Here is a 14,239-nt window from a genome sequence, read left to right as displayed (position 1 = left end):
ACCGCCGTTTCGGTGTGCCGGGCTCAGCCGAACTCGGCGGCGAGCCGCACGGCGACCTCGCCGGGTGTCGGCCGGTCGAGCTGCTCGGCGGCGACCTCGGCGGCCCGTGCCTTCCAGCGGGGTTCCGTGAGCAGCGCCCGGCAGGCATCGAGAACCGGTGCCGCATCGAGGTCGAGTCCGGGCCGGACGACACCCAGCCCCGCCGCCTCGATGCGCTGTGCGTTGTCCGGAGCGTCGGCGATCGGGATGGTCAGCACGACCTGGGGCACCCCCGCGGCCATCGCGGCCATGGTCATGCCGGACGCTCCGTAGTGGACGAGTACCGAACAGCGGGGCACGACCTGGTCCAGCGGCTGCCAGCCCACGGACAGCACACCGGGCGGCACCGGCCGGAGCTCCGCCGCACCCGCCGGGTCCATGCCCACGACGACGTCCACGCCGAGCGCGGGGAGCGTGTTCAGCAACCGGGTCGTCAGGGCGCGCAGCCGGTCCGGCGCCAGGGTGGGCAGCAGACTGCCGAAGGTGAGGCACACCAGGGGGCGGCGCCTGGGCTCGTCCAGCCAGTCGGGCAACTCGGCGGGGCCGGTCACTGATACGTGACGCATGGGATCGCCGAGCACGCCCGGGCGCTGGAGGCTGGGCGAGCAGGTGTCCAGGACGCGGGCCGCCCCGGGGAGCCCAGGCAGCCCGAACCGCGTGATCTCGGGCTCCAGTTCCTCCTCGGCGGCCAGCGCGAACTCGGGGCTGGGCCGGATGCCCCAGCCGTGCTCGATCCAGGGTATGCCCAACCGCGCGGCAGCCAGCGGGCCCGCGAACTCCACCGGATCGCTGACGACCAGGTCCGGTCGCCACCGGCGCATCACGGCGACCGTCTCGTCGAGATTCCGGGCGGCCAAGCGCCCCCAGCCGTGGCCGCTGCGCCACATCCGGTCCTCTTCGGGGGTGTGCGGAACCGGCCGGCCGGCCCGGTCGCGGGCCATCATCTCGCGCAGCTCCACGGACGGCAGCGCGGCGACGGGCAGTCCGCGCTCGTGGACCCGGGGGGAGAAGCCCTCGTCCGTGGCCACCAGTACCTCGTGTCCCTCGGCGCGCAGCGCCCAAGACAGCGGGAGCAGGGGGTTGAGGTGCCCGAGCAGCGGAATGGAACAGACCAGAACCTTCATCGTGACCTACCTTCAGCCCAGGTGGGAGCCACGGCCCCCGGCCGTCGACCACGCCACCACGACGCGGGCACTCCCTGCGCGAACCCTGCTGGGAGCGGGTCGGGCCGCCCTGGAGCGACGCTGGAAGAAACCGGCCCCGCCCGGGCTCATGTCAGCCTCCAGCGCGTCCGCCTAGCGTCTGTCGAGTTCCCGTCGTACTGGATCAGGGGCTTTCATGCGCATCTTGTTCGTGACGTCCGTCTCCAGCTCCCACCTCGCTCCGATGGTTCCGCTCGCCTGGGCCCTGCGCACCGCCGGGCACGACGTCCGCGTGGCATGCGATGCCGACACGGTCCCCGCCGCTCTGGCGTTGGGCCTCGCCGTGGTGCGGGTGAGCATGGACGGGGACTTCACCCGGCGGCACCGCGAGAGTGTGCGGGGAATTCCCGGCGAGCCCTACTACCGGGAGAGGGAGACTCTCCCTCGCATGTTCGCCGAGAACGCCGTGGCCATGCACGAGGGACTGGCGGCACTCGTCGACCGCTGGCGACCGCACGCGGTCGTGCACGAGCCGGTGTCCTTCGCCGCCGAGACGATCGCCGCCGCCCGGGGGATACCCACCCTGCGTCATCTGTGGGGACCGGACGTCTTCGGCACGCCTCAGGGGGGCTGGCTGCGCGAGCGGGCACGCGAGATGGTGGCGGCCGAGGTGCCCGGGAGCGTGTGGCCGTCGGAGGCTCGGGAGTTGGTGATCGACCCCTGTCCCGCTCCGATGCAGCGGCTGGGGCCGGGCGCGGAAGTCCCGATCCGCTTCGTACCGGTGGACCGTCCCGGAACGGTGCCCGCCTGGCTGCTCGGCCCACCCGAACGCGAGCGGATCTGCGTCACCTGGGGGACCTTCACCGACGGCGTGCCGGGTGGCCATCCCCTGATGCGCGTGGTCTACGGGCTCGCGCGGCCCGGCACGGAGGTGGTGGTCGCGGTGCGCGCCGAGGACCTTCCCCGGCTGGGTGAACTTCCTCCCGGGGTACATGCGGTCACCGGTGTCCCGCTGTACGCGGTGCTGTCCTCGTGCACCGCGGTCGTCCACCATGGCGGGGCCAACACCGCGCTGGGCGCCGTCGCCCGCGGGCTGCCCCAGCTGGTCGTGAGCGACACCTTCGAACGGGCCCTGAACGGAGGGCGGCTGGCGGAAGCGGGGGTCGGCCTGCACCTGGACTCTCAGGACGCGGATCCGGACACGGTGGAGACGGCGCTACGCCGTCTGATCACCGAGGACCAGTACGCCCGCGCCGCCGCGGCCCTCCGGTCACAGACCCTGTCCCGTCCTTCTCCGGCCCAGGTCGCCGGCGGATTCGAGGAATTGGTCGCGCGGTGCTCCGTACCGTCCGAACCGATCACGGAAGGCGCATGATGCGGAACGACAACACAGCGGACCGCGGCTTCACCACGGATGTCGTGGTGGTGGGCGGTGGCCCGGTCGGCCTGATGCTGGCCGGGGAACTCCGGGCCGGCGGTGTCGAGGCCCTGGTTCTCGAAAAACTCGTCGAGCCCGCCGAGCACGACCGGGCGGGAGCCCTGCACACCAGGACCGTGGAGATGCTGGATCTGCGTGGGTTGCTGGACCGCTTCCTGGACGGGACCCAGCTCGCCGAGGGGCTGCCCTTCGCCGGAATCTTCAGCCAGGGCCTGGACTTCGGCCTGATGGACACGCGGCACCCGTACACCGCCCTGGTCCCCCAGTCACGCACCGAGGAACTGCTGGCGGAGCACGCGGACCGGGTCGGGGTGGAGCTCCGTCGCGGCCACGAGGTGACCGGGCTGCGCCAGGACCCGGAGGGCGTGGAGGTGACGGTGGCGGGGCCGCGGGGTCCCTACCGGGTCCGGGCCCGCTATGTCGTCGGCTGCGACGGCGGGCGCAGTGCGGTACGCCGGCTGGCCGGTATCGGTTTCCCCGGCACCGAGGCGACCGTCACGGCTCTGATCGGCTTCGTGCACACGCCCGAACGCGAGGTGCCACGCCGCTGGGAGCGGACCCCCGACGGGATTCTGATCCTGGCCTTTCCGCCGGAGGGCGGCACGGGCCGGGTGGTCGCCATCGAGTACGGGCGTGAACGGGACGCGGCCGAGGGGCCCGTGACCCTGGATCAGCTCAACGCCGCGGTCGAACGCGTGCGGGGTACGCCGTTGAAACTCACCGAGCCGGTGACCTGGCTGTCCCGGTTCGGTGACGCCAGCCGGCAGGCGGAGCAGTATCGCAGCGGCCGCGTGCTGCTGGCCGGTGACGCCGCGCATGTGCACTTCCCGATCGGCGGCCAGGGGCTGAACACCGGCTTGCAGGACGCGATCAACCTGGGCTGGAAGCTGGCGGGCCGGATCCGCGGGTGGGGTTCGGAGGAACTGCTCGACACCTACCACGACGAACGCCACCCCGTCGCCGCACGGGTCCTGCTCAACACCCGTGCGCAGCTGGCTCTGATGCGGCCGGACGAGCAGCACACCACCCCATTGCGCGGCTTCGTCGAGGAACTGCTCGGCATCGACGAGGTCAACCGGTACTTCGCCGGAATGATCACCGGCACCGCCGTGTGCCATCCGACGTTCGTGACCGAGCCGTCGGCGGCCCATCCGTGGACCGGCCGTTTCGCGGGTCATCTGGTGCTGTCCGAGCACCCCGGCGGGGAGACTCCGATGGCCGAACTGCTGCGCGGGGCAAGGCCCTTGCTCATCTGTCCGACGGCACGGGGTGAGCTGCGGGAGGCGGCCCGGCCCTGGGCCGACCGAGTGTCCGTGATCACCGGAGTGACCTCCGCTCAGCCGTCGGCCGAGGCGCTGCTGATCCGCCCCGACGGCTATGTCGCCTGGGCCGGTTCGGCGGACGAGACGCCCGACGGGTTGGTCACGGCGCTGGGTCGCTGGTTCGGTCCGCCCGCCGGTGATCGCCTTGAACCACAATAGCCGAACCCTTATATTCGGAACCGACTATTGGAATCCGAGGAGGGGTACATGGGATCCGGAGAGCACAGCATCGAGGTGGTCGGTGCCCGCACCCACAACCTGAACGGCCTGGATGTGTCGGTGCCCAAGGGGAAGGTCGTCGCGTTCTCGGGGGTGAGCGGCAGTGGCAAGACCTCACTGCTGATCGACACCATCCACGCCGAGGCCCAGCTGCGGTATCTGGAGGGAATCAGCCCGTTCGTCCGCCAGTTCATCACCCCCCGGGACCGTCCTCAGGTGAGCCGGATCGACGGACTGCCGCCCACGCTCGCCGTCGACCAGCGCGTGCCGGCCCGCAGCCCGCGGTCGACGATGGCCACGGTCACCGGCGTCAACGACTACCTCGGCCTGGCCTTCGCCCGGCTGCCTCCGCTGGGCCGGGACTGGGACCCGGCCCTGGGGACGGTGCTGAAGGCGGCTCAGTTCAACCCCGGCGCGCCGGAGGGGTGTTGCCCCGAGTGCCGCGGGAGCGGGGGCAGGGCCAGGGCCGAGGAGGCACTGCTGATCACCGAGCCGGGGCTGCCCCTGCTGGCCGGGGCCTCGCCCTGGTTCGACATGGCCCGCACTCCCGAGCGAGCCGCGATGACAGCGCTGGCCCGGCGGTTCGGGACGGATCTCGCCCTGCCCTGGCGGGAGCAGCCCGGGGATTTCCGGGACGCGGTGCTGTACGGCACCGGCGAGGAGGAGCTGGAGATCGCCTACGAGACGACCATGAAGAAGAGCGGCACCGCGGTCAGCGTCCGCAACAGCCGTTCCTGGCCGGGAGCGGTCACCGAGGCCGAGCGGCTGTACACCGGCGCCCCCAGCCCGGCCGTCCGGGAGTCCTACGCGCCTTTCGTCAGGAACGAGCCGTGCGGCGAGTGCGAGGGGACGGGCCTGGGCGCGATCGCCCGTACGGTCCGTCTCGGCGGGCGGCGCCTGCACGATCTGCTCGGCAGCCCGGTCCAGGAGGTCCTCGGCTGGGGCGAGGACCTGGCAGCGACCCTCGGACCGACCCAGCAGGAAGCGGCCCAGGCCGTACTGCCCGCGCTGCGGGCGCGGCTGCGGCTGCTGGTCCAGCTCGGCGTCGGACACATCCAGCTCTCCCGCCCGGCCCCGACGCTGTCCGGCGGGGAGCTCCAACGCGCCCGGGTGGCAGCCCAGTTGTGCACCAATCTCTCGGGCGTGGCGTTCATCCTCGACGAACCCTCCTCAGGACTGCACCCGGCCGACAAGGCACTGCTGGGCGAACTCATCGAAGAACTGCGCGGCGCCGGGAACACCGTTCTCATGATCGAGCACGACCCCGAGCTGATCAGGCGGGCGGACTGGGTGATCGACGTCGGTCCGCGGGCCGGACGCGGCGGTGGCCGGCTCGTGGCCCAGGGCACGCCACAGGACGTGGCGGACTCGGCCGAGTCGCTGACCGGGCACTACCTCGCCCTGCGCGGCGGACGGGTGCGGCGTGACCGGCGCCCGGTCCGTGCCGACCGGATGCTGACGTTGACCGACGTCACGGTGCGTACGGTGCGTGCCGACCGGATCGACATCCCGCTGGGGGCACTGACCTGCCTCACCGGAGTGAGCGGCAGCGGCAAGAGCACGCTGCTCGTCGAGGGCGTGGCCGACGCGGTGCGGGCCCGGCTGAACGGCACGGCCGCACCCGGTGTGGGCGGGGTGACCTGGACGGGCCCGCTGCACTGGACGACCGTGGTCGACCAGGAGCCCATCGGCCGCACCCCGCGCTCCAACCCGGCCACGTACACCAAGGCCTTCAACCTGATCCGCGACCTCTTCGCGGCCACCGACGCCGCCGCGCGCCGCGGGCTGACGGCGGCCTCCTTCTCCTTCAACTCGCCGGGCGGCCGCTGTGAGCCGTGCACCGGGTACGGCGTGCGCCAGGTGGACATGAACTTCCTGCCCGATGTCTGGGTCACCTGCGACGTCTGCGAGGGCAGGCGGTACGGGCCCGATGTGCTCGCGGTGACCTACCAGGACCTGGCCATCGACGAGGTGCTGGACCTGACCGTCGACGAGGCGGCCCAGGTGCTCGACACGGCCGCGCTGCGACCGGTCCTCACGGCTCTGCGGCAGACGGGTCTGGGCTATCTGCGGCTGGGTCAGAGCGCCACGGTGCTCTCCGGCGGGGAAGCACAGCGGCTGAAGTTGGCGACAGCTCTGACCAAGGGCTCGCGACAGCCCGGCCTCGTCGTGCTGGACGAACCGGTCACCGGCCTGCACCCGGCGGATGTCCAGGTTCTCGTCGACGCGTTCGACGCACTTCTCGCCGCGGGCAACACCGTCACGCTCGCCGAACACGACCTGCACCTCGCGGCCGCCGCGGACTGGCTGATCGACCTGGGGCCCGGCAGCGGAGAGGCCGGCGGCAGGATCCTGCACTGCGGCCGTCCGGACGCTCTCGCGCCGGATTCCGGCCCTACGGGGGAGTACCTGTCGCGGCTCCGCTCGGAGTCCGCCACGGCTTGACCATCAGCCGACGTGCCGGCCGGTCCGCAATCTAGTCGATGCCGTATAGTCGGAACCGACTAAAGGAGTGGAAAGATGGCGACACCCAAACGACCGGTCTCCAACCTGCTCGGGCTGGCGGTCCTCGGACTGCTCCTGGAGCAGCCGATGCATCCGTACGAGATGGCCACGACCCTGCGGCAGCGCAACAAGGACACCAGCTTCAAGCTCAAGACCGGTTCGCTCTACGACGTCATCGAATCGCTCGCCCGTGCCGGCTGGATCGCGGAGCACAGCACCGAGCGCGAGGGACGCCGACCGGAGCGCAAGGTGTACGCCCACACCGAACTGGGACGCGAGGAATTCATGAGCTGGCTGGACGAACTCGTCCGCACGCCGGTGAAGGAGTACCCCAGCTTCCTCGCCGCGGTGAGCTACCTCGGCGCCCTGGGACCCGAACGCGCGGTCCTGGCCCTACAAGAACGCATCGCGCGGCTCGACGAGGAGATCGACCAGGCCCGCCGGGCACACGCCGAGGTACTGGCCCAGCAGACGCCACGACTGTTCGTGATCGAAATCGACTACGCCCTGACGATCGCCGATGCCGAGCGGGACTGGGCCCGCAGGATCGTCGACGAGATCCAGGACGGCACCCTCACCTGGCCCGAACTGACCACCAAGGAAGGCCGTCAGGTATGGACCGACCAGGAGGACAAGCGGGAACGCGAAGGACTGAAGGCATGACCCCACCATCCGCGCCCTACCGGCGCGCCGTACACGATCCGTCACGAGAGGCGTTACCCATGATCGAGGCCAAGGGGCTGGCCAAGACCTTCCACACCAAGCAAGGCCGCGTCGAGGCGGTGGCAGGAGTCGACTTCACCGTGCGGGCGGGGGAGATCGTCGGCTTTCTCGGCCCCAACGGTGCCGGCAAGACGACCACCATGCGAATGCTCACCACCCTGCTCGGCCCGAGTTCGGGCACGGCCACCATCGCCGGCTGCGACCTCCTGCACGAAGCGGCAAAGGTCCGCATGCACATCGGCTACGTCTCCCAGACCGGAGGCTCCAAGCCCAGTTCCCCGGTCCGCCGGGACATCGTCCTACAGGCACGCCTCTACGGTATGAGCCGCCGCGCGGCCGAGGCCCGTGCCGACGAACTGATCAGCCAGCTCGGTCTCGAAGACCTGGCGGAACGTGTGATCCAGACCCTCTCGGGCGGCCAGCGCCGCCGCGTCGACATGGCACTCGGTCTGGCGCACCAACCGAAACTGCTCTTCCTCGACGAGCCCACCGCCAACCTCGACCCCGAAAGCCGCAACACCGTCTGGGAGCACATCCGCCGCCTGCGCGACGAGCAGGGCACCACCGTGTTCCTCAGCACCCACTACCTGGACGAGGCCGACAACCTCTGCGACCGGGTCCTGATCATCGACAAGGGCCGCATCATCGCCGAGGACAGCCCGCAGAACCTGAAGTCCGCCATCGCCCACGACACCATCGAGATCGAGGTCGACGGCGAAGCGGCACGAGCCGCCGACCTGATCGGCGCCCACCCCGAGGTCCACGATGTGACGGTGAACGGGAGCGGTCTCACGGTCAGTTGCCGAGGTGCCGAGCGCATCCTCGCGGACCTGCTGCGCGAGTTGGAGTCCGCGCACATCCGGGCCGAGTCGCTGCGCGTGGCGAGGCCCTCGCTCGACGACGTCTTCATGACCATGACCGAGCGCCGTCCGCAGTCCGACGCCGACGCCGTCCACGCCTGAGGAGAATCCCCATGATGCACACGATCCGGGATGCGGGAATCGTCTTCCGGGACGAGGCCTCGGCCGCGGCGCAGAAGAGAATGGGCCTCCTCATCGGCCTCGTCCAACCGTTCGTCTACATGGCCCTGTTCGGCCCGGTCCTGGTCAAGATGCTGCCCGAGAGCGGCGCGTCCGCCTGGCGGGTCTACATTCCCGGCCTGCTCGTGCAACTGGGTCTGTTCGCCACCGGCTATGCCGGGTTCGGCCTGATCCCCGATGTCCGCTCCGGCTATCTGGAACGGCTCCGGGTGACCCCGGCGAGCCGGCTCGGCCTGCTGCTGGGGCGGGTGCTCTGGGACGTGCTGGCCCTGCTCGTCCAGTCGTTCGTCATCGTCCTCATCGCCCTGCTGTTCGGCCTGCGCGCTCCCGTGGGAGGCGTCCTGGCCGCCATCGCCATGATGATGCTCGTCGGGGTCAGCCTGGCCTTCCTCTCCTACTCACTGGCACTGAAGCTGACCTCGGAATGGCTCTTCGCGCCCGTCCTCAACGCCATCGCTCTACCGCTGATGCTGCTGTCCGGCATCCTCCTGCCCCTCTCGTACGGTCCCGACTGGCTGAAGGCCGTCGGCTCCGTCAACCCCTTGCGATACGCGGTGGAGGCCATGCGCGGATTCTTCGCCGGCCAGTACGGCTCACACACCGCCCTGACCGGACTGGCCGTAGTGGTGGGCCTCATGGTCGTGTCGGCGACGGCCGGTACCCGCGTCTTCGCCAAGTACAACGCCTGAGTTCTCCCCGGACCTGAAGAGGGCTCACCGCCGCCCCACCCGCCGCCGCAAGACCAAGCCACAGGGCATCTGGAGCCCCAAGGGCTATGCCACCGGGCCGGAAAAGACCGAGCCCGATGAGTGAAACTGCCCACACTTCAGCAGCCCACCAAAGATCAACAACCACAAAGATCGACTGCCCGGCGGCTCACCGGCCACCGGGCAGTCATACGTGTAAGCACCGTCACACAGCACCCGCCCTGCCCAGGCACACCAAAACGGGCTCATCGTGATCACGATGAGCCCGTTTCGTCGGTGCTACCAGGACACTCGTCGGTGTCCGGTTGTGGGGAACCGACGGAATGCTCTGGTCAGGCATTACGCCGAGGCTCTTGGAGATCGTTTCCCGCGACCTTGGTGACCATTTCCCACAGCCCTGGCCAGAGACCGTTCCAATGAGACTCACGACCGGGAAACGGCGCCACGTCCGCCGCCGCGGGATCCACTCGCCTGAAGGCGCAAGGCCAGCACTGTCATGTAGGAAAGCAGCGCTACCAGCCCGGCCATGAACAAGCTGAAGACGGTATCCGCCATCGTGCTGGTCAGGTCCTTCGGCGCCGTACTCATGATGAACAGCGGCACGGCCACACCGACCACCGTGAAGAAAATCAGGATGACAAGGCCGAGGGCGAGTCCCTTCGGTCTGACGATGGCTTCCCGAGCCTGCCTCAGCCGCGCAACCTCGCCCTCAAGATCTTCCAGTTGTTGCTGCGACCGCTCTTCCTGGGCTTTTAGAGCATCTCGTCGCATGCCGCGCCGCAAGATCACCGCGTCAGACAGACTCGCGCTGGTCAGCATCGAAGGAAGACGACCAGAACCGAGGCCGGGCAGGTTCCGGCTCCTGACAGGAGGCAGGGTGAGTACCGCGAACTTGATCTCCCACGCTTCCTCGATCTCGATCTGAAGCTCGGGGTGGGTCCGCCGGAAGTCCTCCCAACCGGTGGGCTCAGGCATCCCGTCGGAGGACAACAACGCCCTGCAGGTCTCCTCGGCTCGTGACAACTCCTCCGCTACCACAGCGGCATGGTTCTCGATCTCTGCGTCCGTCAGAACCGAATACCGGCCCACCTCGCGCAGTCCAGCAGCATCAACGACACCGTTACTGACAGCCACGATCACCTCTCTGCTGAAGAAGTAGTCAAGGTCGAAGTGCAGCCGCTTCCTGTGCGCCTTCTCTGCTCGGGTCTTCACTACCGCGAGTCGTGCCTCGGCATCGACCAGCACACGCTGGGCGCCCTCCTGCTCGGACCCCAGAGTCACGAACCTGGCGACGAGAAGGCCTCCCACGATGGCGACAAGGGCTGAACTGGCGGTCGTGATCGTGGACAGAAACGGAGCGGGATCCGTCGGCACGCTTGGCATGGCGAACAAGCTACGGCGTTCCGCTGAAGGCGAAGGCCCTTCACGTCCTGCATGGAGCAGCTCCAGGAGGGCTACGTGCAGAGTGTCGCCGCGACCGCAGGCTGCCTGTTCATCAGGCAGGAACGAGACATGTTCGGCATGGACGCCATGCTCGTGCGTCCGTCCACAGACCCTGCGGGGGAAGAAACCAGCTTCTATGTCCAGCTCAAGAGCACCACGATGGTGGCGCCCAGCCCGGACGCGGAGGACTTCAGCTACCGCTTCAACAAGCGGGAGTACATGAGCCGGCTCGCCGCGCCACGACGAACGGTGAAGGCAGTGCTGATCGTCATGGCCGTGCCGCCGGGCCAGGCCGACTGGACAGATGTCCGGCACTCCCATCTCGCTGTCAAGCAGGCTTGCTACTGGATCTGCCTGGAGGGGTATGAAGTCCCCGACGTCCAGAAGCCCTCCGTGAGAGTTCCCACCGCCAATTTGTTTGACGCTCAAGCGCTGACCGCCATGATGGGAAAGATCGAGAGGGGTGAGCCACTCCATGACTGACCTTTCGTCGACTGATCTCGATCTCTGGCGCGTCGACCCCGATCGACTCACCGCACTCCTCATCGAAGCGGGATGGCACGTCGTCGGCCGGCGATCAGGCATCTACAACCGGCTCGCCCCTCCAGGCGAGACCGAGGGCCGACTGGGATCGTTTGTCATCCCTCTGGACCGCGAGGCGCCGGAATTCGTCGAACTCATGCAGCACGTCCTTCGTCAGGCCAGTGCACCCACTTTTCGGAGCTTGTGGGCGAGGAGTATCGCGCCAAGGCAACAAGCGGATCCCTCGCTGGTTTCGACGAGGGCGTTCGGCATGGCGTCTCCTACGAGATGGCGACTGCGATTCTCGGGATCACAGAAAATTCCGACGGTTCCGACATCACGATCGAGTGGGACACATCGGTACCAGGGGACGTAGAAGATCAGATCTCACGCTACGAGTTTTCTGGCGGAGATACTCCCATCCTGGAGAAAGCGGCACACAGACTAGCTGCCGCAGAGGAGTCGACTTTCACATCTGTAGTTGGACGAGTACATCTACTCGCCCGAAAAGAGGCCGATAGTCCAGGCGTATTCGGGGTTGAAAACCTACAAGGTAATCAGCCGAAGAAGGTACGGGTCCGACTGGCTGACGATGATGAGTACCACGAGGCCATTCGCGCCTACGAGGAGAACCTTGCTGTCCAGGTGAGCGGAAAACTGGAGAGAGAGGGAAACCTGCACTGGCTCTACAATGCGCATCTGGTGCGCACTGTAGGCCACCTGGAGGAATTCACCAACACGCGCCATAGCGAGTCAGGACACATCGAGGGACAGACCAGCCTTGATGATCTGAGCTGACGCGAGTTCATCTATTCGAGTTGCCTCAGTGGACGATGGAGAAATGCTCCTGACCGCCAGGTCACCATCTGGCGGGCGTAGGTCCGAACTCAGCCGTGGTGCCAAGGCCGGAGCACACACGTGTCCCAGGAGAACCTGCGTAGCCGCGCCTGCTGGACGAGCGTGGCTGTGTCGCCGTACGAGTTGTTCAGGTGCCGTCCGAGAACGACTACCGCCACGCTCCCCGCCCCCGCTGCCTTCAGTGCCGCAGAGGCGGACTGAGCATGGTTTCCGCTGGTCCACGTGTCGTCGATGACCAGGACGTTCTCGCCCCAGAGTGCGGCCGAGGTATAGCGCGAGCGCGACGGATTCCGACCAAGAGCGGCTGCGTCCGGAGCTGATCTGAGCAGGTCGCGATAGCGGTCGCGGGTGGTTTCGACCATCTCGGCGGCCATGGTCCGCAGAGGGTGGTTCTCTCGGCCGCTTGTACTAGGTGCCGTAGTGACGATGTCGAAGCGGGGCACGGCGCAGTGGGCTGCAACGCAGGCTTCGTGAAGGGCGAGAAAACGCCACAGAACAGCCGCAAGGCCTGTTCGAAAGTACAGCTGCTGTGGGCCGGGGGCGTTCTTGTAGCGCCACAGTTCGTTCGCGTACTGCTCGCCTTTGAGGGCCAGACTCACCGGGACAATCGCGTCGGCGACACCCGGGCCGAGAAGGTTACTGGTCTGCTGGCACTGCCTGCAGCTCGGATAGCCAGGATTCGCGGTACCACGACAAACCTGGCATACGCCCTGACCGGACAGTAAGGGATGGACAAGGAAGTTGGCGTAGCGGTCGGACAGGCCGACAACGGTTGCCACCCGGGTCCGCCGACTATGCCCAGGTAAGCTCGCCCGTGGTGGGGACGAGAGAGTCGAGTACGTTGAAGACGTCATCCGCGCCGTCGATGACAGTCGTATTCGGCCTGGTCGCGTACTCCCGGGCCCACTCATGGATCATCAGAGAGCGCATCAGGAAGACCCGGCGCCCGTGCTCCAAGGCGAGACGAGCCTGCATACGGGCTCCGCTTCGATACGCGGCCTCAACCACAACCGTGGCCAGGCTGTAGCCGCTCATTACAGCATTGCGCATGGGGAAAGACGCCTTCGACGGCGGTGCGTCGGGCCAGAACTGGGAAAGAACCAGCCCTTTCTCGGCAATCTCCTCCTGCAGACCTGTGTTCTGTGTCGGGTAGGAGCGGCGCAAACCAGTACCGATGACTGCGACCGTGCGTCCGCCAACTGCAAGAGCGGTTCCGTGTGCGGCGGTGTCGATTCCGGCAGCCAACCCGCTGACCACCGTGACACCACGCTCAGCGAGCCCTCCCGCGATGGCCTGGGCGTGGGCGATTCCCTCCGGTGTGGGCCTGCGAGTCCCGACGACGGCAACCCGCAGGTCGTCCTCAATATGCGCGCCACGCAGAAACAAGAACGGTGGGCGCTGGTGCACCAGCCGCAGACACAGCGGATAGTCCTCATCCATGATCGTCACCAGCCGCATGCCTTCGCGTCCCCAGGCAGCGATCTCGGCGGCGATCGACTCCAGGTCCACGGCCGGCTCGGTGTCGAAGAGGGCGCCTTGCCCCGAAGCGTCGAGCGCGCTCTCCAGGACGTCCCGCGCGCTGCCGACGGTCTCGACCTGGTCGGTCAGCTGGGGCCATGAGCGGTCCCCGCGCCGCAATAGTGCGACGAGCGCGGCGTGCTCCAGCTCCTGGTCCATGCCATGAGTATAGGAACGGGCCACCTGAGCGGTAAGGGAATGGAGGGACCCGGACCGCAAAGACTCCGAGGAAGACCAGGTCACTCGTTGATCCGCCGCGCCGCTGCACCGACGACTTCCTTCGGGCTGTAGGTGCGCAACAGTTCGTTCAGCGAGCACTCCAGTTGGGCCCGGCGCGTCGACCGGTCGCGGGCCAGTGCCTCTGTGATCGCCTGCTGGAGGTACTCCTCCGGAGTCTTCCGCTCGGCGGCGGCACACTTCCGGATCCGCTCCTGGAGTTCTGCACTCATGGGGATGCTCATCAGGTACTTGCCGTCGGGTCCCGGAAACAGACTGCAGAGCACGTCGATCGGAAGCGAGTCCTCCAACCGCTTCCAGATCTTCCGCATGGCCCGCCGTTCATCCCTGGCGGACACCAGGACTACGAGGCATCTGCCGTCGTCAGCGGCCGCCATAGGCAGGGAACGGGCCTGCTGCGCTGCCTTCACTTCGACGGCTTCAACCGTACGGGTCAGGGTGATCTCGATGGCGTGCAAGGTCATTTCTTGCCCTCCTGCTCCTACGAGTTCGGTGTCGGTGTCGGTGTCGGTGTACGAGATACGGC

13 protein-coding genes are annotated in these 14,239 nt (G+C 68.0%); 8 read left to right on the top strand and 5 right to left on the bottom strand.

The annotated features are described in order from the left end of the window. Positions 1-23 precede the first annotated feature (23 nt). Positions 24-1,163 carry a glycosyltransferase gene (locus ACWIHT_RS22935; protein ID WP_456170027.1) on the bottom strand — a complete coding sequence of 380 codons (1,140 nt, stop codon included), beginning with the start codon at positions 1,161-1,163 and terminating at the stop codon, positions 24-26. 214 nt (positions 1,164-1,377) lie between these two features. Here ACWIHT_RS22935 and ACWIHT_RS22930 point away from each other — a divergent pair, with 214 nt between their 5' ends. The 6 genes from ACWIHT_RS22930 (at position 1,378) to ACWIHT_RS22905 (ending at position 9,117) form a co-directional block, all read left to right on the top strand. Next, positions 1,378-2,556 carry a nucleotide disphospho-sugar-binding domain-containing protein gene (locus ACWIHT_RS22930; protein WP_456170026.1) on the top strand — a complete coding sequence of 393 codons (1,179 nt, stop codon included), beginning with the start codon at positions 1,378-1,380 and terminating at the stop codon, positions 2,554-2,556. Further along, positions 2,553-4,100, top strand: coding sequence for an FAD-dependent monooxygenase (locus tag ACWIHT_RS22925; protein ID WP_456170025.1), 1,548 nt, complete (start codon positions 2,553-2,555; stop codon positions 4,098-4,100). The genes ACWIHT_RS22930 and ACWIHT_RS22925 overlap by 4 nt, the downstream gene beginning before the upstream one ends. A gap of 48 nt (positions 4,101-4,148) precedes the next feature. Beyond that, the gene (locus tag ACWIHT_RS22920; protein WP_456170024.1) at positions 4,149-6,605 is read left to right on the top strand and encodes an excinuclease ABC subunit UvrA; all 2,457 of its coding nucleotides are present in this window, start codon (positions 4,149-4,151) and stop codon (positions 6,603-6,605) included. 75 nt (positions 6,606-6,680) lie between these two features. After that, the gene (locus tag ACWIHT_RS22915; RefSeq protein WP_456170023.1) at positions 6,681-7,328 is read left to right on the top strand and encodes a PadR family transcriptional regulator; all 648 of its coding nucleotides are present in this window, start codon (positions 6,681-6,683) and stop codon (positions 7,326-7,328) included. Next, positions 7,325-8,350 (top strand): ATP-binding cassette domain-containing protein, encoded by a 1,026-nt coding sequence (locus ACWIHT_RS22910; protein WP_456170022.1) that lies wholly within the window; start codon positions 7,325-7,327, stop codon positions 8,348-8,350. The genes ACWIHT_RS22915 and ACWIHT_RS22910 overlap by 4 nt, the downstream gene beginning before the upstream one ends. Positions 8,351-8,361: 11 nt before the next feature. After that, the gene (locus ACWIHT_RS22905; RefSeq protein ID WP_456170021.1) at positions 8,362-9,117 is read left to right on the top strand and encodes an ABC transporter permease; all 756 of its coding nucleotides are present in this window, start codon (positions 8,362-8,364) and stop codon (positions 9,115-9,117) included. Between the two features lie 441 nt (positions 9,118-9,558). Here the strand turns inward: ACWIHT_RS22905 and ACWIHT_RS22900 are convergent, their stop codons facing one another. Next, entirely contained in the window at positions 9,559-10,518 is a 960-nt protein-coding gene (locus ACWIHT_RS22900) for a hypothetical protein (protein WP_456170020.1), read from the bottom strand. Between the two features lie 51 nt (positions 10,519-10,569). Between ACWIHT_RS22900 and ACWIHT_RS22895 the strand changes: the two genes are divergently transcribed. Then, a complete protein-coding gene (locus ACWIHT_RS22895; RefSeq protein ID WP_456170019.1) occupies positions 10,570-11,061 on the top strand; it encodes a DUF4365 domain-containing protein in 492 nt (163 codons plus the stop codon). Positions 11,062-11,304: 243 nt separating this feature from the next. Continuing rightward, positions 11,305-11,898 carry a hypothetical protein gene (locus ACWIHT_RS22890; protein ID WP_456170018.1) on the top strand — a complete coding sequence of 198 codons (594 nt, stop codon included), beginning with the start codon at positions 11,305-11,307 and terminating at the stop codon, positions 11,896-11,898. An 89-nt stretch (positions 11,899-11,987) separates the two neighbouring features. Here the strand turns inward: ACWIHT_RS22890 and ACWIHT_RS22885 are convergent, their stop codons facing one another. From ACWIHT_RS22885 to ACWIHT_RS22875, 3 genes are all read right to left on the bottom strand, one after another. Then, positions 11,988-12,737, bottom strand: a complete 750-nt coding sequence (locus ACWIHT_RS22885; protein WP_456170016.1) for a hypothetical protein — start codon at positions 12,735-12,737, stop codon at positions 11,988-11,990. A 13-nt stretch (positions 12,738-12,750) separates the two neighbouring features. Then, the gene (locus ACWIHT_RS22880) at positions 12,751-13,635 is read right to left on the bottom strand and encodes a DNA-processing protein DprA (RefSeq protein WP_456170015.1); all 885 of its coding nucleotides are present in this window, start codon (positions 13,633-13,635) and stop codon (positions 12,751-12,753) included. Positions 13,636-13,715: 80 nt separating this feature from the next. Further along, complete coding sequence (locus tag ACWIHT_RS22875) at positions 13,716-14,177, bottom strand: hypothetical protein (RefSeq protein WP_456170014.1); 462 nt, start codon at positions 14,175-14,177, stop codon at positions 13,716-13,718. Positions 14,178-14,239 lie beyond the last annotated feature (62 nt).

The organism is Streptomyces sp. NPDC002276, assembly GCF_053891435.1.
The sequence above is the reverse complement of the archived record's forward strand: the minus strand, read 5'-3'. Positions and strand labels throughout refer to the sequence as shown.